General features: G+C 40.3%; 19 protein-coding genes. 9 read left to right on the plus strand and 10 right to left on the minus strand.

Going from position 1 to position 24270, the window contains the following annotated elements:
- Nucleotides 1-70: 70 nt before the first annotated feature.
- On the minus strand, nucleotides 71-1132 hold the full coding sequence (speB, locus tag DP116_RS11260) for an agmatinase SpeB (protein ID WP_169155273.1): 1062 nt from the start codon (nucleotides 1130-1132) through the stop codon (nucleotides 71-73).
- Nucleotides 1133-1217: 85 nt separating this feature from the next.
- A complete protein-coding gene (locus DP116_RS11265) occupies nucleotides 1218-1469 on the minus strand; it encodes a hypothetical protein (RefSeq protein ID WP_169155272.1) in 252 nt (83 codons plus the stop codon).
- Between the two features lie 145 nt (nucleotides 1470-1614).
- On the opposite strand from DP116_RS11265, the gene DP116_RS29225 reads away from it, so the two are divergent.
- The 8 genes from DP116_RS29225 (at nucleotide 1615) to DP116_RS11305 (ending at nucleotide 10335) form a co-directional block, all read left to right on the plus strand.
- Entirely contained in the window at nucleotides 1615-1767 is a 153-nt protein-coding gene (locus DP116_RS29225) for a hypothetical protein (protein WP_246275585.1), read from the plus strand.
- Nucleotides 1768-2736: 969 nt separating this feature from the next.
- Nucleotides 2737-3051, plus strand: coding sequence for a PqqD family peptide modification chaperone (locus tag DP116_RS11275; protein WP_169155275.1), 315 nt, complete (start codon nucleotides 2737-2739; stop codon nucleotides 3049-3051).
- Entirely contained in the window at nucleotides 3035-3490 is a 456-nt protein-coding gene (locus DP116_RS11280) for a lasso peptide biosynthesis B2 protein (RefSeq protein WP_169155276.1), read from the plus strand. Before DP116_RS11275 ends, DP116_RS11280 begins: the two co-directional genes overlap by 17 nt.
- The gene (locus tag DP116_RS11285) at nucleotides 3487-5502 is read left to right on the plus strand and encodes a lasso peptide isopeptide bond-forming cyclase (protein ID WP_169155277.1); all 2016 of its coding nucleotides are present in this window, start codon (nucleotides 3487-3489) and stop codon (nucleotides 5500-5502) included. Before DP116_RS11280 ends, DP116_RS11285 begins: the two co-directional genes overlap by 4 nt.
- A 141-nt stretch (nucleotides 5503-5643) precedes the next feature.
- A complete protein-coding gene (locus DP116_RS11290; RefSeq protein ID WP_169155278.1) occupies nucleotides 5644-5841 on the plus strand; it encodes a lasso peptide in 198 nt (65 codons plus the stop codon).
- 328 nt (nucleotides 5842-6169) lie between these two features.
- Nucleotides 6170-7069, plus strand: coding sequence for a hypothetical protein (locus tag DP116_RS11295; protein ID WP_169155279.1), 900 nt, complete (start codon nucleotides 6170-6172; stop codon nucleotides 7067-7069).
- 122 nt (nucleotides 7070-7191) lie between these two features.
- Nucleotides 7192-9036, plus strand: a complete 1845-nt coding sequence (locus tag DP116_RS11300) for an ABC transporter ATP-binding protein (RefSeq protein ID WP_169155280.1) — start codon at nucleotides 7192-7194, stop codon at nucleotides 9034-9036.
- A 15-nt stretch (nucleotides 9037-9051) separates the two neighbouring features.
- Complete coding sequence (locus tag DP116_RS11305; protein WP_169155281.1) at nucleotides 9052-10335, plus strand: nucleotidyltransferase domain-containing protein; 1284 nt, start codon at nucleotides 9052-9054, stop codon at nucleotides 10333-10335.
- 87 nt (nucleotides 10336-10422) lie between these two features.
- Here the strand turns inward: DP116_RS11305 and DP116_RS11310 are convergent, their stop codons facing one another.
- The 5 genes from DP116_RS11310 to DP116_RS11330 all read right to left on the minus strand — a co-directional run bounded on the left by DP116_RS11310 (nucleotide 10423) and on the right by DP116_RS11330 (nucleotide 16706).
- A complete protein-coding gene (locus DP116_RS11310; RefSeq protein ID WP_169155282.1) occupies nucleotides 10423-11631 on the minus strand; it encodes a glycosyltransferase in 1209 nt (402 codons plus the stop codon).
- Between the two features lie 135 nt (nucleotides 11632-11766).
- Entirely contained in the window at nucleotides 11767-13131 is a 1365-nt protein-coding gene (locus DP116_RS11315) for a hypothetical protein (protein ID WP_169155283.1), read from the minus strand.
- Nucleotides 13132-13137: 6 nt separating this feature from the next.
- A complete protein-coding gene (locus DP116_RS11320) occupies nucleotides 13138-14400 on the minus strand; it encodes a glycosyltransferase family 4 protein (RefSeq protein ID WP_169155284.1) in 1263 nt (420 codons plus the stop codon).
- A 21-nt stretch (nucleotides 14401-14421) separates the two neighbouring features.
- The gene (locus DP116_RS11325) at nucleotides 14422-15558 is read right to left on the minus strand and encodes a glycosyltransferase (RefSeq protein ID WP_169155285.1); all 1137 of its coding nucleotides are present in this window, start codon (nucleotides 15556-15558) and stop codon (nucleotides 14422-14424) included.
- A 41-nt stretch (nucleotides 15559-15599) separates the two neighbouring features.
- Nucleotides 15600-16706, minus strand: coding sequence for a glycosyltransferase family 2 protein (locus DP116_RS11330; protein WP_169155286.1), 1107 nt, complete (start codon nucleotides 16704-16706; stop codon nucleotides 15600-15602).
- 711 nt (nucleotides 16707-17417) lie between these two features.
- On the opposite strand from DP116_RS11330, the gene DP116_RS11335 reads away from it, so the two are divergent.
- A complete protein-coding gene (locus DP116_RS11335; protein WP_169155287.1) occupies nucleotides 17418-19505 on the plus strand; it encodes a glycosyl hydrolase family 28-related protein in 2088 nt (695 codons plus the stop codon).
- Nucleotides 19506-19744: 239 nt separating this feature from the next.
- Here the strand turns inward: DP116_RS11335 and DP116_RS11340 are convergent, their stop codons facing one another.
- From DP116_RS11340 to glf, 3 genes are all read right to left on the minus strand, one after another.
- Complete coding sequence (locus DP116_RS11340; RefSeq protein ID WP_246275586.1) at nucleotides 19745-20752, minus strand: hypothetical protein; 1008 nt, start codon at nucleotides 20750-20752, stop codon at nucleotides 19745-19747.
- A 19-nt stretch (nucleotides 20753-20771) separates the two neighbouring features.
- Nucleotides 20772-22595 (minus strand): glycosyltransferase, encoded by a 1824-nt coding sequence (locus DP116_RS11345; protein WP_169155288.1) that lies wholly within the window; start codon nucleotides 22593-22595, stop codon nucleotides 20772-20774.
- A 211-nt stretch (nucleotides 22596-22806) separates the two neighbouring features.
- On the minus strand, nucleotides 22807-23928 hold the full coding sequence (gene glf, locus DP116_RS11350) for a UDP-galactopyranose mutase (RefSeq protein WP_169155289.1): 1122 nt from the start codon (nucleotides 23926-23928) through the stop codon (nucleotides 22807-22809).
- Nucleotides 23929-24270: the final 342 nt, after the last annotated feature.

Raw genomic sequence — 24270 nt, forward strand, 5'->3', positions numbered from 1 at the left:
CCCTGTTCCCTGTTCCCTGTTCCCTGTTCCCTGTTCCCTGTTCCCTGTTCCCTCTTAATGTCGCCCAGTACTAATCTTGTATAAAAGCGCTTGATCGTCGCTGAGATAAATCGATCAAATTCGCCAGCTTGTAAACAATCCGCGCACCAACATTACCATCCCACTCAGCATCACCAACTTCGCACAGATCAAAACCAATAATTTTTCTACCACTATTTATCAATTCACGGAACAAACAAAAAGCTTGCTCTAATTCCAGTCCACCCGGAACAGGAGTTCCTGTACTTGAACAGTATTTTGGATCTAGACCATCTACATCAAAGCTAATGTAAACATATTCAGGCAAATGACTGATAATTTCTCGACATAAGTCCATCCAAGTCGTTCCCGAATACAGCTTTTGTTTCATGGCTGGGTCATAATAAGCGACAATTCGACCATGAGATTGGTTAATCATTTGCACTTCATCATGACAAATATCACGCAAGCCTACCTGCACTAACTTGGAAATTTGCGGTAGCTTCATCGCATTGAACATGATGGACGCATGGGAAAACTCAAATCCCTCATAGGCGTCGCGTAAATCTGCGTGTGCGTCTATGTGCAAAATGCCATAGTTTGCGTAACTGGCTGCTAATGCTTGGAAGTAACCTAATGGTGAACTGTGATCGCCACCAATCACAGCAACTCGTTTACCTTTTTCAATTGCTTGCTTAGACTGTTCAAACAACCATTGATTTACCTGTTGACAAGCTTGATTAATTTCTGCTAACACAGCTGTTAAATCTGGTGTATTTGTCAGGGGTTTACCTTGCTCAAGTCGCTCGATAATTTTTGCCGCTAAGGTGCGATAATATTCGTTCTTCTCTAAAATATCTTGGGGAATTTCTACCATGAAAATTCCCTGTTTCCATCCATCAGGATTATCGAAATCAAACAAATCCAGTTGCGGCGAAGCATCCAGAACCCGTTGTGGTCCGTTAGCAGTTCCTGCGCCATAGGAAACGGTCACTTCCCAGGGTACGCCGAAGATAATCAGGTTTGCAGACTCGTAATCAAATGGTAAAGCAAAAAGGTTGCCATTAATTTGACCTATGCCACTGGGATTGTACTCTTGGAGTTGATGGCTCATGTGGGTAGAAAAAACACCGCTTGGTGGACACCTGCACTATTGTAGCGAACCATTAGCTTATGGTATCTTGCTTGTCAGACGCACCCTAGGCAATGTGGCTATCCACAATTATTAAGGTAGGGCGCGCCAAGAGCGATCGCCCTTCTTCGCCCAGAGGCTTGGGTCTAAACGTGTAAAAATCCGGCAACCTATGCCAACTGATAGCTTGGCGATAGGCTTTTATGCGTCTGTTACTTTGCGCAATCGCCCTGATAATAGAGGTGAGGCATTGTCCCCTAAAAATCCAATCGCCTTTATTTCTTTGCCAATCGCTTATGTCTCGTACCAGGTCAGCCATCAACCTTAATATTATTTTTTCGTCATTCTATAACTTTATATTAAGGAAGACAGAAAAAAAACATAGTAAAACTTATGACTACACTCAATATGTTAGTGGACGTGACTATATATTTGAATCGATTGATAATCAGGCAAAAGGTTATATGACTGGACAAGGTACAGGTATTAAACGCGGAGATTATATCATTTTATGTCACAGTTCTCGTACTTGTCGATATCAGGTTGAGGACATTGATTACTACTCTGAGCCACCCAATATGTGGATAGCTTTACTTCAAGAAGTTGATTTTGAATAGTAGAGATTTTCATTTTTCTAGGATTTAAAGCAGAAAGCCCACGGCGCGTCTTTCCATGTGCGCACCAATATATCATGTCTGTGGGACTGTCAATAGATTGAAACTCCATCGCTTAGCAAGTGGAGTTCTCCTGACTCTACCAATTCTGGATTCTGACTCCTTTTATTGAACTTTAAAATTCTTTCTGTGAATTCCAAGACAAAGGTGAGAATTTATTTTTTCATATAAAATACAAAAGCGATAATTATGTTGAGAAACATACAGTTTTTTTTAATTGAGAGACTCTTTTGAGTCATTGCAAAGATTAGATATGTCAATTGACACATACTTAACAGTATTGTGTTGTTTTTATGAACTTTAGGAAAGTTACTTGCATGATCTTGTATTAATTATCGTAGAATATCAGGTAAGCATTCGTTGAAATAAGCATATACAAACTTGAGTACAATTAAGTTTGTTGGAAAAGCCATCTACCACTACAGATAAAAAATCCAGTTTGTAATCTAGATGATTGCATGTTTTGAGATCAGGGACAGTTTATAAGTAGGTAGACACAAGTAAACCTAACGACGTAACATAATATAAAGTGGTCAAAACTATTGCGATTGCGCCAGATTGCGGAAAGCCCTCTCCGGGGTCTACGTTCCACTCGCAATAATATACTGAAAAATTTTCCCGCTTACCTACTTAACAGTTAAGACTGTGACAGTTTTTCTTATCAGAGTAAAGCTTTGGAAACTCAAGGAATTGGTATAGTTCGAGTAGTCTACTAGACAAGTAAAACCCTAGAAATAGCATAGAGTTAGTTGCTGTGTGTCAATCACTCATCTTGATTATTTCAAGTTGCATAAAATTTTAATAATTAATGTACCTGTTGAGAGATTTCCAGTGTCTTTACTGATTTGAAAATCAATTTCTACAAATAACTTTTTGAATAAAATCAAGCATCAAAAGGAAACCCCTGTAATCATGACCTCAAAATCATTGAACGGCAAAATCTCAGAGTCGTCGATAATAGTAGCTGCTGTAGAGCAGATATCGTCTGATCTTGGTGGCGAAGCAGTTATTCTGAATCTCAGATCAGGAGTCTATCACGGACTCAATGAAGTAGGAGCAAGAATTTGGAATTTCATTCAGCAACCCAAGGCAGTGAAAGATATTAAACAGAAGCTTCTGGAAGAATATGAAATAGAACCAGAAGTTTGCGTGGCAGATATCTTGACACTGTTGGAAGAATTGAAAGCTGTAGAACTGGTTGAAGTTAAGAATGAAACAGTTGCGTAACTTTCTGAAACTTTCTGGGAGCGATCGCTATCTTTTAGCAATCACTTTTCTCTTGCTAGGAGCAATTAGATTAGGGCTGTTTTTTCTCGCCTTTCGGAATTTACTAAAGCTCTTGCAAAAGATAAATAAGCAAAATATTCGTTTCCCATTTGAGAATCATGGAAGTCAAATTTCAGTAGGCAAAATTGTTTGGGCTGTTAACGTAACAACACGCTATATGCCTGGTGGGGCAAAGTGTCTGGCTCGCGCTTTGACGACTCAATTTCTCATGAACCGCTATCATTACTCATCTGAACTACGTATAGGTGTTGCTAAAGAACAGGGAGGACAATTAGAGGCTCACGCTTGGATTGAGTATGAGGGACGGGTTGCAATTGGGAACCTTGCAGACCTTTCCCGGTTTATTCCACTCCCATCTCTCGAAGGAGTAAAATTATGAGTGGGATCATGGGCATTTACAATTTAGACGGTTGCCCTGTAGATCCGGAAGATTTGGGACGGATGGTAGATATCTTGGCACACCGGGGACCTGATGGTGCAGATATCTGGGTTGACGGATCTGTCGGTTTCGGGCATCGGATGCTGTGGACGACTCCTGAATCAAAGCTCGAAAAATTACCTTTAGCTAATGGGACTGGTAATTTAGTCATCACGTCTGATGCTCGCATAGATAACCGAGATGAACTTATAAATACGTTAGAGTTTGATAATTTTCTCCCTGAAAAAATTACGGATAGCGAGTTGATATTAGCTGCCTATGAAAAATGGGGCGAGCAATGTCCAGAGAATCTTTTGGGTGATTTTGCATTTGCCATTTGGGATAAGCAGCAACAGTCTGTTTTCTGCGCTAGAGACCATTTTGGGGTCAAGCCTTTATATTACTACCACCAACTTGATAAAGCCTTTGTGTTTGCCTCGGAGATGAAAGCTCTTTTTCGTTTACCGCAGGTACCACGCCGACTCAACGAGGTGAGAATTGCTGACTACTTAGCATTGATGATGGAAGATAAAGCCATCACTATTTACCAAGATATTCTGCGGCTTCCCCCTGCTCACAGTATGGTTGTCAGTCAGTCAGGAATGAAGATGTGGTCTTACTGGGAACTTGACCCCCATTGTGAGATTAAGATGGATTCTGACGAGGCTTACGCAGAGAAATTTCGGGAAATTTTTACCGAGGCAGTACGTTGTCGCTTACGTAGTGCCTTCCCTATCGCCAGCCAGTTGAGCGGTGGATTAGATTCTTCGGCTGTGACTTGTGTGGCGCGGGATTTACTTGCGGAAACAAAGAAAACTTCGCTACACACTATCTCCACTATTTTTGATAAAATTACTGAGTGTGACGAGCGCCCTTTCATCAATGCAGTGCTGGAACAGGGTGGATTTATTCCTCACTACGTCCAGGGTGACGAGTTTGGTCCGTTATCTAACCTAGACCATATTTTTCGGTACGAAGATGAAGCTCTTTTGGGTCCAAGTCATTTTTATCCTTGGATTGTAAACCGTGCTCTTAAGGAGCTGGGACTGCGGATTTCCCTGGATGGTTTTGATGGGGACACCACAGTTTGCCACGGCGTGACTAGGCTTACCGAACTCGCACGTCAAGGAAATTGGAAAACATGTATACAAGAAGTTAAAGCATTTTCGCCACACTTTAATGTCTCACCTTACGCCGCATTTTGCAATTATGGACTGCCACACCTTAAGGAATTGGCAAAGAAGTTCCGTTGGATAGCGTTCTTTCAAGGAGTACAGCTAATCCATAAACATTTTGGTGTTTCGCGCAAACTGTTGATACGAAATCACGCAATTAAACCTTTTCTGGAACAAGTACGGCAATGGCAGCACAAACATAGAAAATTTGCCAATCCTTTTGTTTCCCAGACTCCCCTTGTCAAGCGTAACTTTGCAGAACGTATTGGTTTGGATGAGCGAATTCAGAAGTTGGATGCATTGAATGAAGAACCCCTCACCGTGAGAGAACAACATTGGCGCAGTCTTACCCAAGGTGTATTGCCCTATACCTTAGAACGAGCGGATCAATATGCGGCAATGTTTTCTTTAGAAGCGCGTCATCCGTTTATGGATAAGCGACTAATTGAATTTTGTTTAGCATTACCCTCCGAGCAAAAACTTTACCAAGGATGGGGACGGATGGTGATGCGTCGTGGCTTAGAAGGAATTCTACCAGAAAAAGTTCAATGGCGTGGAGGAAAAGCAGATTTAACAGCCAATTTCGATGATGGACTGTTGAATCGCAACCGCCAAATTCTGGATGAGGTGATGTCCAATCAGATTGAATACTTGGAAAAGTACATTGATTCAGATTTCCTGCAAGCAGCTTATCAGCGATTGATATCAGGAACCGAAGTCAGAGATGAGGATATTACACCAATTTGGCAGGCAGTTACTTTAGCTTTGTGGTTCGACTATAAGCAAGTGACGCCGTAAGTCCAGCAGTCTTGGCAGGTTATGGCTGGTAATATTGTCTGTCGTATTTACGACAACCATGTCACACCGTAAGTCCAATTATGGGGCACTACCTTCAACAACTAGTAGATCAACTTTAGACTCAAAATCAGGAAATAGATCATGAAAAGTTCGTACACTGCTCCCAAACTTACTGTTCACGGTGATGTTGCCCAGATCACACAAATTCTTGGTGATACAACAAGGCAAGATTTTGTGTTTCTCAATGGCACCCCTATTTCCGGTGGTAATGACATCGGTTCAAAGGACATCTGCTCTGGCACAACTCCAAAAGGACCCGACTGCGATCCTAGGTTCTAATAAGTGAATGAAGTGTTTGTCTTCATGAAGTGTGTGTTTAGCACATAGCGCCTGCTCTAAGAAACTAGTGGTTCATGTCATGACCTTCGTGACGGACATGATTACGTTTATTTATGTCCATTTACTTAGGCTTTAAAAGTAGAGAGCAAAAAGCGCAATTTTGTAGGTTGGTTAGGGTTTGGAAACTCAACAGATTTTGCTTGGGTTTAAATACCCTCTTATCTAACCTACAATTATTTACTATCTGCAAGCGTAATAATACGGACACAAGACGGTCGGTGAATTTGTTTGAAATCGCTGTTTTCATTGCACTAAATAAAGTTAAGATATGAAATCTTATAAAGCCTACAACTTGTGCATTGCTTCCGAATTACAACTTCCCGAACTGATTGAAAGTGAAGGTGCTCCAGATGCAATTGTGCGGTTTGGCAAAGTAGATAATGCAACCGCAATGCAACACGATAGCGGTCAAAATTTTGTGGGAGAAATACCAGAAGTAGGTGAGTTTTTTATTCACGATGGACGGGAAATTCTGATGAATCCTCTACCAGGTGTGAACGAGGCTCTTCTTCGCACTGTACTTCTAGGTCCTATATTATGCGTACTGCTGCGACAAAGGGGGCTGCTAGTTTTACATGCTAGTTGTATTGATATGAATAATAAGGGTGTAGCGTTTATGGGTGGTTCAGGTTGGGGAAAGTCTACTTTGGCAACTGCTTTTCACAATCACGGCTACAATGTTTTAACAGATGATGTACTGCCTATCCAAATTAAGACAGGTCAACCTGTTGTTTTTCCCAGCTATCCCCAGTTTAAACTTTGGCCGGAAGCAGCAACTTCTTTAGGACAAGATACGAAAAGCTTATTGCCTGTTTCTCAAAACTCATTCAAAGTAGCCTACAAACTCTCTCGTGGTTTCCAACAAACTCCCCTTCCATTGCATCATATTTATGTATTAGACAAGGGAAGCGAACACAAAATTACCAAAATTAAACCCCAAGAAGCCTTCGTTGAACTGGTGCGTCATACTCGTGCTATTAGCTCAATGACCGAACAGGAATTTATCGCAGATCATTTACATCTTTGTAGCGAACTTATCAAAAATGTCAGCTTTTGTCGCTTTACGCGCAAACCTTCTCTAGAAGATTTACCGACACTATTGAAATTAATTGAGGATGATTTAGCACAAGTTTCTCAAAAAAACGAAGTGCATTACACATTGCTATAGATAAGGGTTTAGGAAATAGTTAGTAGTGGAAAGTAAACAAGTTTAGACTTTTGACTTTATGCTGCGTGCTGTTTCAATTTGTCAATTAAATATTTATCAGTTTAATGAATTTATAGGATTTGATGACTTTGATTAGCAAACTTCGCAGTGTCAATACTACACTTTCACACTTAATAAAAACTTTTCACTTAGTCTGGGCTGCATCTGGTTACTGGACTTTAGCTTGGATGGTGATGCTGTTGCTGCAAGGATTGCTTCCGGCTATGTCTATCACCCTCACGCGTGAGGCTGTGGATAATTTGGTTGCAGTTTCTGGTGCTGGTCTTTCTTCTGAGAGTATTCAGAAAATTGTTACACCAGTAGGATTGATGGCAGGTATTGTGGTGGTGATGGAGTTGTTAAATGCTGCGGGGGAATGGGTTCGCACGGCGCAGTCAGAACTAATACACGATTATATGACTGCTTTGATACACAAGCAGTCAGTTGCTGTAGACTACGGTTATTACGAATACTCAGAGTATAATGACAAACTTGATCGAGCGCGGGATGGGGCGAGCGGGCGATCGCTTGCTTTGTTAGAAAGTACTGGCAGCTTGTTGCAAAATAGCGTCACTTTGGTAGCGATGGCAGCGGTGTTAATTCCCTACGGTCTAGGGCTACCGATGATTCTACTTATCAGTGCCTTTCCTGCTTTTTCTGTACTATTGTATATAAGTAAAATTCAATACAGGTGGTCGCAGCGAACAACAAGCGATCGCCGTTGGCTTATGTATTATGACTATCTGCTCACAAACAATACCACGGCAGCGGAAGTACGATTGTTTGACTATGCCGACTACTTCCAATCGTCATATCAAAATTTGCGTAAGCGACTCAGACGCGAACAATTCAATTTACTGAGACTGCAAACTTTAGGTCGCATTGTTGCTGCTATTATTGCACTGACAATCACAGGTGGGGCGCTAGCCTGGATGGGTCGGCAGGTGTTGCTAGGAATTTTGACTTTAGGAGATTTAGCGCTATTTTTCCAAGCATTCAATCAGGCACAGAGCATTGTCAAGGATTTGCTCAGTAATTTAGGAAAAATATATCGCAATAGCTTGTTTATCGGTAATTTATTTGAGTTCTTACAGATCCAACCCAAAATTATAGATCCGCCCAGTCCTGTTCCTGTACCGACAAAACTCAAGCAAGGAATTCGCTTTCGGCAAGTCAGCTTCCGCTACCCTGGTACTAAGGAACCAGTATTAGAGAATTTTAACCTGACGCTGCCTGCTGGCAAAATCGTGGCGGTTGTTGGTGATAACGGTGCTGGAAAAAGTACCCTAATTAAACTTCTTTGCCGCTTCTATGACCCCGATTCTGGAAGCATTGAGCTCGACGGTATCGATTTGCGTCACTTTTCGGTGAAAGCATTCCGCAGACTAGTTACAGTTTTGTTCCAGTCACCAATTCCCTACTACACCACGGCTGGAGAAAATATTGCTTTGGGTGACATATCGGCAGCATCAAATTACTCAGAAATTCAAGCAGCTGCCAAAGCGTCGGGTATTCACGATAAGATTAAGCGCTTGCCTCTGGGTTATAACGCTATGTTGGGTAAGTTATTTCCCGAAGGAAGTGATCTCAGCGGCGGTCAATGGCAACGTTTGGCGTTAGCAAGGGCATTTTTTAGACGCGCCCAAATCATTATTTTGGATGAACCGACTAGTGCTATGGACCCTTGGGCGGAACATGATTGGTTAGAGAGATTCCGCACCTTGGCGAGTGGTCGGACTGCGGTGGTCATTACTCATCGTTTCACTCTGGCGATGCGGGCTGACATTATTCACGTTATGCGTGCTGGGCAGATTGTGGAATCAGGGAGTCATGATCAATTGCTGGCTTTAGATGGACTTTATGCCCAGTCTTGGAAATCACAAATGCAGGCTGATTCAAGCAATCCTGTTGAGAGCAGGATTGTTTAGTAGTGAGAAGCACCAATGAAAATCTTATCTAAACCCAATAATCAAAACCAGGCAATCAATGCTCGCTCTGAAATAGAATTACTTCTTTGTTGTGCCCGCACTCACCTAAATTATTTAACTACTGAGCGTATTAAAGCCTTAGTTCAGGAAGATATAGACTGGGAATACCTTATTCAAACAGCATATATCCACGGTGTCATACCGCTCCTTTACTTGAATATAAATAAAATATGTCCAAAATCAGTTCCAGCAACTTTGCTACAGCAGCTGCAACAAGACCAGTATGGGAGAACTCAGCGCAACTTTATCTTAACAAGTAAGCTGCTCAAGCTATTGGAGTTTTTTGAAGCAAACAGCATACCTGTTATTCCATTCAAAGGTCCTACCCTTGCCATTTGGGCCTATGGTGATATCTCACGTCGAGATTTTTATGATTTAGATATTTTGGTTCGCAAACAAGATTTTTTGAAAACAAAAGAACTACTGGCATCTCAAGGATATCGACCATACTCCAACAGCAGTGAGAAAGAAGCAATTTATCTTAGTACTCTTAACTCAGAACAACAGAAGGCTTATCTGGAATCCCACTGGGAATTGCATCTAGTGGATGAGTGCGATGGGCAAAGCCCCGCCAAGGGCGATCGCGTTACGATAGATGTCCACCACGGGATATTACCAAAGCAATTCTCATCTTTGTTTGATACTGAATGGCTATGGGAAGATGCTCACCTAAAGCCTTTTGCCAATAAGATGGTTTTGAATTTTACCCTGGAAGACCTCATCTTGGTTCTCTGTTCTCAAGGTGCTAAAGACTGTTGGCTACAGCTAAACCGGGTTTGTGATATTGCTCAAGTCATCCGCACTTCTTGTGAGATTAATTGGGAGAGAATATGTGAACGGGCTGCAAAGTTGCGTATGACGCGAATCCTCTTACTTGGTCTTTTACTAGCGCATGAACTTTTAGAAGTAGAGCTTCCGAAGAGTATATTGCAGCAAATACAAGCGAGTCCATTGTTGAAGTCTCTTTCTTCCCAGATTTACACCCAGCTTTTCTGCACAACCGAGTATTATCTAGAAAATTGGAAAGTGAGAAGTTCATTTTTTCATTTAAAGATGATAGAACATCCCTGGGATAAAATCCGGTATTGTTACGAGCATTTGCTTGTTCCAACAGTAGCAGACCGAGTGATTCTACCACTACCTAACTTTTTATCTTTCTTTTACTATTTAGTCCGACCAATCCGTTTAATAACAATGTATCTAATAGGCGCGTTGCCTTCAAAGAGATATTCAAAATAGAGAGAGCAACATTAATGAACAGTTATCAATGAACAATGAGCAATGAGCAATGAGCAATTATAAAATCGATAATTGATAATTGATTGGTCATAACACGTTTTCTGATTTGGTTTGCGCTTGATTCATAACTTGGTTATAAATTTCCATCAACTGTTTGTAATTAGCTTCAGGAGTGTACTTAGCTTCGTAAGTGCAGCGAGCATTTATTTCCATAGTATCTATTGCTTCAGGGTGAGTTATTGCCCAATTTATTTTAGCTGCCAAATCCAGTGGATTCCTAACTTCAAAATGCAGACCTGTGACTCCATCTTCTACAATTTCTGCCATACTTCCTAATTTGGCAGCTATCACAGGTAAACTACAGGCGAACGCCTCTGCTATTGTCAATGGAAAACCTTCATACCAAATTGAAGGGAATATCAGAAATTTGGCATTGTACATGAGTTCCAATACAGTCGCTTTAGTTTGTCGCCCTAAAAATGTGATTACCTCCCCAAGTCCTCTGGTTTGTACTTGCTGGCGCAGTGCTTCATCCAATGGTCCATCACCTACAATTTTTAGTGGTATGCTCAAATGGCCTTGTGCATAAGCATCAATCAGCGTTGACACGCCTTTTTCTTCCGAAAGTCGCCCGACAAAGAGTGCGTAGTTTTTCAACTTGTGAGTTTCAGATTTAAATTTAGGAGGCAACACAAAATTAGGTTTGACGTGAATTTTGTCCCTGGGTAAGCCTGCCTGAACCATTTTATCTTTATGAAAGTTGGTCAAGGCGATGTAAGCGTCCACGCGGTTTTGCCAGGTACCACGAAATGTATGAAAAGTCAACATTGTGGCTACAGCAGCGCTTTGTACCCGTGAACCACGGTAGCATCCATGAGCAACACCAGACCAAGGAACGACTTTGCCTATGCAATCTTCACAGATTTTACCATCTCGTAATGGCATTGCTTTTGGACATGCAAGTCGATAGTTATGGAGGGTTTGTACGACTGGGATGTTTGCATCTCGGCAAGCATCGTATACTGCCGGAGAAAGAAGAGGAAAAAAGTTATGTACGTGAACTATATCGGGACGGAAATGAGATATTTTTTCTTTGATTTGCTCTCTTGATGTAGATGAATAGACAACAGAAAGTGCAGCTTTTACTTTTCCTTGAATTCCGATGATGCTATCATTATTAACTTCCCATATTAAGACGTTATGTCCGTAAGATTCTAACAACTCGCGTTCAGCTTGTACAACGACATCTTCGCCTCCTGCGTAAACATAGCGGTTATGGGCAATGAGAATTTTCATAGGATGAATCTTTAACTGAGAATTTTTACAAAGGCTTTTGATGAAAGTTAAATTTATACGAAATAAGGTTTGTAATTGCGCTTAAGCGCTACTACAAACAGCTTTAATTTCGAGAATTGGTATTATCCAGATGCTTCACTCCACTGCGCTAGTTTCAGCATGATAAAAACTATACTTTTCAAACATCCTCTGAGATTTTTCTGCCTGATGTTTTTGCCATTGCAGCCCAATTAGACTCACGACAAAAAGCATAAAAGCAGGTTCTTCCATCCAAGAAAAGATTAAACCAGCTACAAATACAGTGATGAGAAAAAATTTGGAAAGTTTATCTACACAAATATACTTCCACACTAAAAACCAGAGATATAAATATATTCCTAACCCCATAAATCCCAAATCTCCCCAAATACCTGCCCAAGAAAATAATAAAGAGTACATACTAGAGCCAGTAATACTATTAGACCAGTAATAGCTTTCTTGGGCAACCCATACTGTATTAAAGACAGAAGTGCCAGTCACACCTAATGGTTTCAGAAATTGTATGTAATCTTTCATTAGCCAACCTAAGCGACTAATAGTATGACCAGGACCAAATCCAAACAAAAAATTCCAATCTGATTTATAGAAGGAGGTAATAATAGAAAATACAGATAATTTATATTGAAAAGCCTCTGTCACGACTTCCATGTCACTTATATAGCGGATTCCAGCGTACATGTTATTGATAAGATTCAAAACAAAAACAGTCACTGGAATGGCAATAGCTGAATACATTATTGCTTTCCAAACCTCCTGAAGTTGCGTTATGATCAAGATAAGCCAGGAGACTAGAAATGCAATAATTACCTGTTTGACATCAGCATAAATAATATTTCCTACACCTAAGATAAACACAAAGATTCTTAACCAGATTGAACGAACTCCAGAAGCGAGAAGAAAATAAAGACTAAAAGTTAGACCAATATCACCTCCTACGTGGTGTCCCGCTCCCATGTTCAGAAAAATTCCTTTAATGAAATCGTTTTCATATCCGAGAACGAATTTCTGAAAATAGACAAAAGCAAAGTGAATATAGACAAATCTAGATATCCATTTTTGCATTGTTTTAATGCTATCTTGAGGAAGCTTTGTACTGGTAATTACTATTAACAATATAAAAGGCTCAGCCAGCATTAAAAAACTCAGGATAACATTGATAAGTCCTGCTTTATTGAGCAGGGCACTCGTTGTGCTTATTGCTAATAAAATTAGCACCCCTACTAATAGTTGTACAGCAATTCGACTACGAATTATAGATAATACCCATACAAATAAAAAGAGGGCAAAAGCAAAATGCAAAAAGTTAACGACTGAAGGAAACTTTAGTGCTGAAAGAACTCGTGGGAACATAGCAGAAGCGAGGAATAGCACAATCATGGTAGACTGTTTGAGAATTCCTGCTTGCGGTGATGTTAAGACTAAGTTTTCTGGTAAATTTTTCGGGTGTTCGTTCCGCTTCATGATTTTCTAACCCAATTTCACGTAGGATTTATCTTGGGTTGAAATTTCTTTGTAAAGTTGAGCAAAGAATTGTCCTTTACTTTCCCAACTAAAAGCCTCTCTTACCCTCTTGTGTCCAGCTTGACCCATACGCAATCTCAAATCTGGATCTTTAGCTAGCAGCGTCATGGCTTTAGCCATATCAGTGACTGCTTGTTCAGGTGTTTGAGCGTCAATCTTAAAACCAGTTTCTTCTGTAATTTGGATAGCTGGTCCACCTAAATTCAGGCAAACTACTGGACGCCTTGCGACCATAGCTTCTAAGCAAACAGTTGGTGAAAAATCATGCAGGGCAGGATGAACGACAACATGGCATTTTGCTAGAGTATGAAAGGTTTCTTCACGAGATATTCTTCCTAAAAAGAAGGTTCTGTCGGCAATTCCGAGTTGATTTGCAAGTTCTTCCAGCCTTTCTCTCTCTGGTCCTTCTCCAATAATCCAGTACTCACTCTGCTCTAAACCAGTCTGAGCAAATGCCTTTATGCCAAGATGAAATCCTTTCCAGTGTAAGAGACGTCCTATACTGACAAATCGAATAATAGTTTCGTCCGATGAAACCGCAAGTTGTTCAAGACGGGCAAACTCCTGTTGATTAATTCCAGTTTGTCCAGGCAAAAATTCAATCCTTTTAGCACCGAAAACTTTCAAACGGGTTGCGGTTTCTGGAGTCGTTACTATTGCAGCAGTACTTTTGCGAGCTGTTAGGTGTACAAATGGGTCAAGTTCACCTACCCAACGCAAAAGGTTACGCAGAGTCTCGTAAATTTTAGCGCGTCTGCTGAAGTCTTGCCAGAATGGTTTGGGTGTAGATTCCGCGCCTCCTACTGGACCCCAAACGAAGGGTATGCGAAGAAAGACTAGAAAACTTGGGCTGGAATATCTACCATAGGTTATGTGATGTGCAACATCAAAGCTAATTTCTTGATCAAGTCGTCTGGCTACAAAATATGCCCAAATCTGCCATAAGTAGTGGTGAAGATAGACTGACCATTGCGATCGCTTTCCTTCATAAGACCAGTCATAAACCCAACCGAATGGATCGAGATAAACAAAGTTCAGGTTAGGCGGTTGATGACGAGCAAGTTCTGCCTCAATTGCTGGACGATGAGTATTAGAAGTCAAAACCCAGACTTGATGATGTTTAGCAATCTGGCAAGCCATGTTCCAGCCTACTCCCGGCTCAGAGCCACGACCAGGTTCACAAGCATAAGCAGACACAAGGACTTTCATTGATGGAATTCTCCTTATCATTTAGACTTGTTGCAAAAAAGATAACCACTGTTTGGCAACTGCTTCTGGCTCAAAGGCTTGACAACGCTGTTTACTGACATCAATTAAGTGCGATCGCCAACTCTGTGAAGTCAGCACCTTGTGAATTGCATCAGCAAGCGCTTGCACATCATCTGTAGGTACTAAATTCCCGTATTTGCCATCTTCTAAGATGCTGCGAGGTCCTCCACCAATCGCATCAGTGGAAATAACAGGTACTCCACACGCCATTGCTTCCACTAATGCTAGACAAAACGCTTCATCTAAAGACGACATCACAAAAACATCAGCTTTAGCAATGTGACTCCAAGGATTAGCGACATGACCAGGTAAACTGACATCCTCTTGCAAACCCAGCTTAGCAATCAGCTCCTGCAAATTTTTTCTTTCTGGACCTTCTCCGAAAATAATCAGCTTAACTTTGAGATGGCTGCGAACTTTTGCGACTGCTTGCAATAGCATGGGATAGTTTTTGCGCTTTCCTAAACGCCCGAGGCTGACAATAACCGGACTGTCCTTGTGTCGAAGCCAAGGATGTTCAGGTTCTTCTGCTTGACTACGCACTAAAAAGTTTTCAACATCGACAGGATTCGGGATGACTGCTACACGATTGCGGGGAATTGGGATATGGTCTTGTTTGAGAATATCAAGAACACCTTGGCTGACAGTAGTTAAACCATTGGCTGTAGGATATAAAAGCCGTGCTAGCCAGGGCATGATTTGCATGCGCAGGTTATGCTTGTGGTCAATTGCTATGTCTGAGGTTAAAGTATCCCCTTGATAAATCACAAATTTTGTCTGTCGCTGTTGAGCTAATAGCCATCCCATAATTGCAGGGATAGAGATAATTGTGGGCATAGCTATCAGCACATCTGGCTTAGCTGTTTTCAAAAACCTTGATAGAGCAATCGGAGAAGCCATCGATCGCTCAACACCCAGTGACACTAATTTAACACCTTCTGGAAAAGTGATATCTTCTGCTGGTCCTTTTGAGAGATACAAGATGTATAAGTCTTTGACTCCCAAATTCCAAAACCCTTTAGTCAGCGCGACTGGAAGGTTTGTGAATGCTCCGCCGTCTAAACCCCAAGTAAAGATAGCAATTGATTTGTGACTCATCTATCGTCCTTTGCAATTATCCTTAAACATCTGGTTTGGAATTACCTGAGAACATAACGCGGATTGGTCAAATCTCCGACTAAGTTTTTGAGAAAGTGCTTGACTGGATTGGCTCCATATACAACACCAAACATTTTGGCAAACAGAACATCAGGTAAATACTCTGCCCAAGGTAAAAACCATCGTTCAGGCGCAGAGTAACCAAAGTGTTGATGAGCAGTTAGTTGCTGGTGGGCTTTCTTGGTCTCTTTTCTGGGTAAGCGCTTTAAGCGCATTGCTACATAGCGGAAGTGCAGATACTTCACGCTTTTTTCCAAACCAGTCAGTTTTTCTGCAACTTCTTTACCATAGACTCTAGTTAAAAGCTGTTTTTGCTCTTGATGAGTACGCTCCCAATTACTCACGTCTCTCTCGAAATCTTTTAACACGTAACTCCTTGAACTTGTCAGGTTAGAGCCATGTAAGCGAAATTGGGTTAGCACTTCTGGGATAGCTACTATCTTAGTTATTAGGGGAGCTAAGTAGCTAATCAGACTGTCTGCGTTGCGTGTAAACGCTTCGTTCATGGGGAAGATGAAGTCAGCGACTTTGCGTCGAATAGAAAGTCCTGAAGCTGGCGGTATATTATATGCAAATCCACCATTTTCCATTGCAAATGGTGCCTTCCAACCAGAAGATAGCTCACTAAATATAGGCGTCGATTTAATGATTTTGCTATCACCATCAATATTTATTAAATTGTCGATAACAAAGCCTCCTTTAGCGTCAGATTGAAACGCTTCGACAACTTTTTGTAACTTGCTGGGCATCCATATATCATCTGCATCCAGTACACAAATAATTTCACCGCTGCTGTTTCTGTAAGCTGTGTTTAATGCTGAGGCTACACCGCCATTTGGCTGACGTACTAGCTTAATCCGGGAGTCTTTATTTGCATAGATCTCAACAATTTCACAAGAGTTATCTTTAGATCCATCATCACAAATAATTGCTTCAAAATGGGGATAAGTCTGAGAAAGTACACTATCTAAAGTCTCCCCAATATACTTGGCGTAGTTATAGTTAGCAATCAGTATTGAAACTAGGGGGTTTTCAGGTAATTTGGGTAGTTCAATTGGTTGTTGCTTCTCGGTTTGAAGTTCCTGCATTTACTCCTCGGTTTTCATTATATGTTATTGCTGTAACATTGAATTTTTCAATACATGCTATGGTTAACCACTTTATGAACTGACAGATTTCACCTGGAAGTGCAATTATTTTTGACCTGCGACTTCCTTCTCGAACAAACCCAATGCCGGTAACACAACGTACTCCATGTCGTGATATTGATATTCTGCTGGTCTGTAAAAAACAGCTTTATCCCATTTGGCTTTCTAAACTCAACACATATTTAGTTAGATTGCACCGAAATATTGCGGCATACTAGAAAGTAGTGTTTCTACATTTCCCAATGTAGCAACTTTCGGGAAGTGAGTTGGTCATTTTCCACAGAATCTTCTGTCATACTTTTTCGGCAAATTAGCAAATATTCCGGATTCTTTTATCAGAAGAAGTACTGATAAACGTCTTTCATTTCATATCAAAGTGCTGAAATGCTTTTATACTCATACTTTTAGCCATGTGAAAAATTCAGAAATTTTTTGGAAACTATGTAAGTTATTTGTACATTTGTATTTTTTTCCGGATAGAGTTGCTATGGGTTTGAATAACTAAGGCTTAAAACAGTGAACAGTGACAACTGGTAACTGGTAACTGGTAACTGGTAACTGATAACTGAATAACTGAATAACTGTTTTGAAAGGAAGCAAGAGGACTTTTAAAGGTAGGAAGCTTGTTTTGTCAAACCTAAAGAGGTGATCATGATACAATTTGAGCGCAGTAAAAAATTCTGGAAAAGACTTTCCAGCCTCTGTGGAATCTTAGTACTTTCTCTGATAGTTGTTGTTATAACTCCTACAGTTTTTCAAAATATATCTGTTTCTGTGTTAGGGGTTTCTGAGGGAAAATCTTTAAAGAAAGGAGAGAGCAAATGTGTTGTTGACAAAGGTTCAACAGGGGATAAGCTCTTTCCCAAAAATTTTGTGATTAATGTGAAAACTCAATACGGAGCGAAAGGAGATGGTGTCGCAGATGATACTCAGGCAATCCAGAAGGCAATTCAAGAGAATGTGGGGACAAATAGAATTGTTTACTTTCCTAAAGGGACTTATTTGGTGAGCGATCGCCTAGAATGGCGAGATAAAAACGGCAAATGGCAATCGCAACTATGGCTGCAAGGACAGAACCGTGCCACCACTATTATTCGCTTGAAGGATAATGCACCAGGTTATAATGACCCCAAAAACCCTAAAGCAGTTGTTTACACCGCATCAGGACTCTATGTAGAACAGCCCAACGGAGGAGGTAAGGACTATCCCGCCAAGGGAGAGGGAAACGAGGCGTTTGCAAACTACATCGAAGACTTGACGATTGACAGTGGTAAAAACCGAGGAGCGATCGCACTCGATTATCTAGCAAACAACACTGGTGCTGTTCGTAATGTTCGACTTCGCGGTCAAGGACTCGTCGGACTTGATATGACTCGACGGTGGATTGGTCCGGCGATGGTCAAAAACGTCATTGTCGAAGGCTTTGACTATGGTGTTCGTATTGCGAGTGAGGTCAACGGTGTGACTGTTGAGCACATGACTCTTTGCAATCAGAAAACTGTTGGTTTAGAGAACTCGGGCAATGTTGTCGCAATCCGAGACTTATCGAGCAACAATCGTGTTCCAGCCGTGCGTAACATAAACTCAACGAGCCTGATGACCCTTGTGGATGGGAAGCTTTATGGGGGCGATCGCTCAATGAGTGCGATTGAGAATAACAGCCGTCTGTTTGCTCGCAATGTCCGCTCATCCGGTTATAAGTCAGTTCTTAAGCAAGATAAGAAAGACTTGAAGCAGACTGTGTTAAAGGAATTTACCTCGAATGCTCCTTTTACTTTGTTTACATCTTCTTTAAAGACATCTCTCAATCTTCCGATTCAAGAATCTCCAAACTTTCATGACAACAATCCTTCAAACTGGGCAAATGTTGAGGATTTTGGTGCGAGAGGGAAAAAAGCAGATGGAGGTGAGGATTGGGACGATGATACAGCTGCAATTCAAAAAGCTCTTGACTCAGGAAAGTCAACTGTTTACTTTCCACCTGGTCGTTATTTTGTGAGCGATACTCTACGAGTCAAAGGAAATGTTCGCAAAATCACCGCGATAAGTGCTACGCTTTCTTCTTCTGGGTCAGCTTTTGAAAATGCAAACAAGCCAAAACCGTTCATTCGTATCGAGAATGGAAAAGCAAGTGATGTCACAATTGAACATCTTAGTATTATTAACCTCCATCAAAACGCTCCACCACGACTTGGATTTATTGGTTTTGAACAAGCAACTTCCCGAACACTCTTTTTAAAAGATATGACTTGCTGCTCCTTAAAACCTAACGACCAGAAGTATGTGTTTCGGAACACACCGAAAGCCGGAAAGCTTTTTATTGAAGACGTATCTGCTGAAAGTTGGCAATTTGAGCATCCTCAACAGGTGTGGGCGCGTCAGCTTAATCCTGAAGGTAGTAGCAAGAAGATATTCAATAACGGCGGGAAGCTGTGGGTATTAGGTCTTAAGACCGAAGGAGGTAACGTTAACACAGTGCTTCATACCAAAGGAGGCGGTGCGAGTGAGTTGTTAGGGGCGCTGTTGTATGTGACTGGGAATATACCACCAAATGAGATTGCTTTTATCAATGACAACTCTCGGGTTGCACTCTCTTATACCACGATGAGTTATGGGGCTAAGGATTTCCAGATTCACATTCAAGAAAAACGCAAGTCTAATAATCGTCAACTAACTCGCGACAAGCTACTGTCGAATGGTAGTGGTCGTGCGGTACCGCTTTACATGGGAGGACAGTGAAGGGAAAACAAAAGTTTCCACAATTACTCCCTTCTGGGCAGAAGAATACCTAGTTTATGCAAACAAAGCCCGCATTAGCGGGCTTTAAATATATATATATCTATAGGACTCGTATTTGATTTTTGAAAAAAAATCAGTACACTTTTATTGCTTCTTCCCTGTTCCCTGTTCCCTGTCTCCACGAGGGATTCAGAAATCAAACCGGATTCCTATAGAGCAAGGGTATTAAAAACCAAGCTCTAACATACCAATTTACTTTCATGACTTATCTCTTTGAGACAAAGTTGAGAGTATATTTCTGGCAAATACTCTTTCATTGCAGCTGATTGAGGACCAAATGAAAAATGTCCAGCAAACAAATTGTGAATAACAATCATCACTCTAGACATCTCAATACAATCTTGACAAAGATAGCCTTCATCGATACCAAGACATCCCTCTTTGAGAGAAACTCTAAAGCCACCTATTGCTTCCCAAAACTCTCTTTCAAAAAGAAGAGCTCCAATACTGAATCTATGTGGTGATGCTGAGTATTTAAAAGGCTGGGAGGCAATATATTGAGCCAAATCATCAAATGGCAAACTCTTTGCCCACAACCATTTCGCTGCCTCACCATCATCAAAAGCCTTGATGTCTCTGGCTGCGTGTTTGAGTTCGCCAAATTTCGCTTTGTATTCATCATCAGCATTAATACTTTTAAGAAAGCTGATGTATGAGTAGCCGTTAACATTAAGCATCGGAGAACAAAAACCAGGGTTATATAATCCCTCATTTCTGACGTATAAATACCCTTCTAAAAGTTTTTCAAAGAAGTTTTCAGATATAAAAATATCCTCATCTAGCTTGTAAATCCACTTAGCTTTTTGATGTCTGAGAATTGCTAGATTCTGAACTAGTGAGACCTTGTTAAGTTTTGTATAAAGATAAGACCAGCCATAATTAGCTGCCATTTTATCCAAAGGTTCAGAATACAGCCCAGAAGAAAGGATACAGACATCAACATCTGACGGGACAAACTTAGCAATTCTAGTAAGCGTTAGAGGCCACAAAAAACTCTTGTAGCCAGCTAGCACAATCAGCAGGCGATCAGATCCCTTACTTCTATCAATAAAGGTATGAGAGCCATTAAAGTTTAGTCGCTGGACGCAGAATTTATTGAGTTTTAAACCTGCTGTGATTAATAACCAAAGGTACCAATCGCGATGATTTAGGAGCCTTTTTAATCTGACAATAAAGCTGTCTGCCATTTTTCCCTCCTAATACATTTTATGTCGTTAATCCAAAATAAGCTTGCCAAAACTTGATGGATACTAGCTCTTTTGAGGCATTTTTCCAGTGTCTACTAATGAATGACCATTTAATAACACCTGTCATGGCAATTTTCAAAAATCTGCTTAATAACTTGATGCCAGCCCATTGATTCAGTTCATATTGATAGAAAGTATTTTTTTCCTCTTTGAACATAAGAACTTTTCTCTTGGCAAAACCTTTGAGCCATTCTTTTGAATGACCAGGAGCAGATACAACCAACGCTTGGCTATCACTTATTAAAAAACTTGGTAGCAGATGACCATTCAAAGTCAAGATACTGATAATTTTTTTCCAGCTGCTTTCTTCTGGCTTTTGGTAAAAATCCTCAACGAGATAGTTATCACAGGACAAGGTTTGGCTTTCATAACGTTTGCTCAGCTCTAAAATAGTAGAATGTAATGTCTCAGCATCAATGCTTTGCAGAAAGGCTGGACCTTTCATACAATCTTCAAACCCTTTTACAAGCATTACTGCATAACTATAATTAAAAAAGAATAATTCAATGATTAAGCTTCTGAGAATATGCTTAATCGCATCCATATATTTTAAAGAGCTATGAATGCAAGACGTAATCAGGCTGTTACGCCAGACATAGTAAATTAACCAAGCAGGCTGTTTACTTATCGCATATGATGGTTCATGCCATACAGATATAGGTGGGAAAAAGATTATTTTATTGCCAGCATACTTCTTAATTCTTAAACAAAACTCTATGTCATCTCTTTGAATAAAGAAAGGCATGAGTAAACCAATTTTTTTGACAACTTCCTGAGAACAAGAGAAAAACCAAAACCCTCCATAATCAAAATCTTCTTCTTTCAAAAGAGAATTGAGGAAGGTAGAGTTTTGTAAATCAAGATTTCTCTTCAGAGGATTAACAGAGAATGCCTTATATCCAAGAGAATCATGCTTTTCTCCATAAAAAGCCCCAGCTTCATAAAGCATGTGTTTTTTAGCTAAGTCTAACCAACCACCTGCTACTGCAAAATCATCTTTTGCATATTCATATAAAGTAAAAAGTCGATAGATAGATTCGCTATTTAGCTCTATATCATCATCCATAAATAGGAAGTGTGTGTATTTGTCTTCTTGTAGAGCTTCATACAAACCTCTAGTAAATCCACCACTTCCTCCTAAATTCCTATTAGGAATCAGTTGAACATTTGAATGATAAAAATCTTGTTCTTTTAAAGTTTTCCCATTATCAACTATAAAAATTTTAAAGTTCTTACATTTTATAAAATTATCTTTGAGTAGATTATCTACTGTCTTTTTGATATAAGCTTCTTTCTTAAATGTGCAGGTGATAATACCTAAAGATACTTCCCTTAGAGGTTTTTCATCAGTTGCAACATATCCTTCTGTGAAAAAACCCTCCTTACTTAGGCACATGATTTCTAAGTAAACTCTACCTGCATCTTCATCTAGCCAGGAATGAGGTAGTAAAATCTTTATAGGTTCTCCTGGCTGACAGTTCTCAAAACTCTCCTTATAAATCAATTCTCTTTCATCTTGCTCATGATGTTCTCTATAGAGAGAAACTATAAAATGACCCTCAAGAGCTAAAAGGTAATATACAGATTTCAGCTCTGTGTATTTACCATAGAACTTCTCATAGAATGAATGAAAATAAGTATTAAAAGATACAATAGTATTTTGATGAAACATAACTTTTGTTTCATCTACACAAGGACTTAATGATGTGCCCTCATCAAATTTCATGTACAAGCCAGAAGTTTCAGGCATACGTGGAAACTGAATTCTGCTTATTACATTCATGTATATTTACCTCATGTTATATATACTATATTTATCTTTTTGAGAAACTTAATACCTCATTGACAGAGAAACTGTTCAGTGAACAAAGACACTATTATTGAGTATGTAGTACTTTTTCCAATGTCTAATTTATTAGTTTTTGGTAGATGCAGAACCCAGATTTCAGCAAGTTTTTAACTCCCTCAATGTTACTTGTCAGTCCTAACAGCGTCTACTTTGCTATCTCTTTCTCAAACACACCAAGTGCTCGCAGCACTGCGTGATCCATATCGTAGTACTTGTAATCTGCAAGTCGTCCTGCAAACAGTACTGAACCGTTGAGTTTCTCTACTTCTTTAAGATAAAGTTCCAGACGTTCACGGTTCTCTTCATTGAGAATGGGATAATATGGGTCATTTTTTCCTGGTACATAAGCTTGAGGATACTCCATCACCAAAGTGGTTTTGGGTGAAGTTTGTCCCGACAAATACTTTTGCTCAGTGATGCGTGTGATGTCGTAGTCATTGGGGTAGTTAACTGTACCAACCTCTTGATACTGCTCTTGATCTAAAGTCTCGAATTGAAAGCGCAGGCTACGGTATGGCAATTCACCATACATATAATCGAAGAAAGTATCAATCGGTCCAGTGCAGAGTATTCGGTTAAACTTAACTTCGTTGATAATCTCGCGGTAATCTGTGTTCAGAAGTACTTTAATATTGGGGTGAGCCAACATACGGCGGAACATTTCGGTATAACCAAGCTTGGGCATAGCTTGATAAGGGTCTTGGAAGTAACGGTTATCCCGACTGATATAAACTGGAACACGTCCTGTGACTGCCCGATCCAGTTCCTCTGGTTTCACTCCCCACTGCTTCATCGTGTAGCGGAGGAAGACATTTTCATAAATGTATTCAGCTAAGAAAGTGAGGTCACCACTAGCATGTTCACGCAGTTTCAAAATCGGTACTTTGACGCCAAAACCAAAGTTTTCTAGAAGCAAATTCTCTAGCTTTTCTGCATATTTTGGAGGAAAAAGAGCATAGAGCGAATTGAGATTAAAAGGGACAGGAACTTTCTTTCCTTCTACTACTCCCAGCACATGGTGATAGTAGTGTCTCCACTCAGTAAATTGAGAGAGATAATCCCAAACTTTTTTAGATTTGGTGTGGAAGATGTGGGGACCGTATTTATGAACCAGGATGCCATGCTCGTTGTAATAATCGTAGGCATTACCGCCAATGTGATCCCGTTTCTCTACAATCAGTACTCTCTGCCCAAGCTCATTAGCAACTCGCTCCGCTATGACACAAGCAGAATATCCAGCGCCTATAATTAGCCAATCAAATTTCATGTATTTTTACCTTACTTGATGTAATTTGGATATCGAGGCTCCATCAATAAAGAAAATTTTTAACAAGAAAGTAGTCAGGAGTCAGGAGCCAGAATTCAGAATGAATTTGGGCTACGTGGTAGATGACTTGGGGGGTTTAAGTCCCCTACTGAATCAAAAATTCAGTAGTCTTCAATTAGTGGCGGGTCAGAATCCCCCACTAAAAGATTGCTGACTCCTGAATTCTGACTTCTGACTTCTTCTTCAATAGTTTCTAAGTTCCAATACTATTCGGTTAGAATTATCTCAAATATTCAATGGTGCATCAAAACTTATAGGCATTTTATATCAGCTAATACATAG

Source organism: Brasilonema bromeliae SPC951 (genome assembly GCF_012912135.1).
Taxonomy (GTDB): Bacteria; Cyanobacteriota; Cyanobacteriia; order Cyanobacteriales; family Nostocaceae; genus Brasilonema; species Brasilonema bromeliae.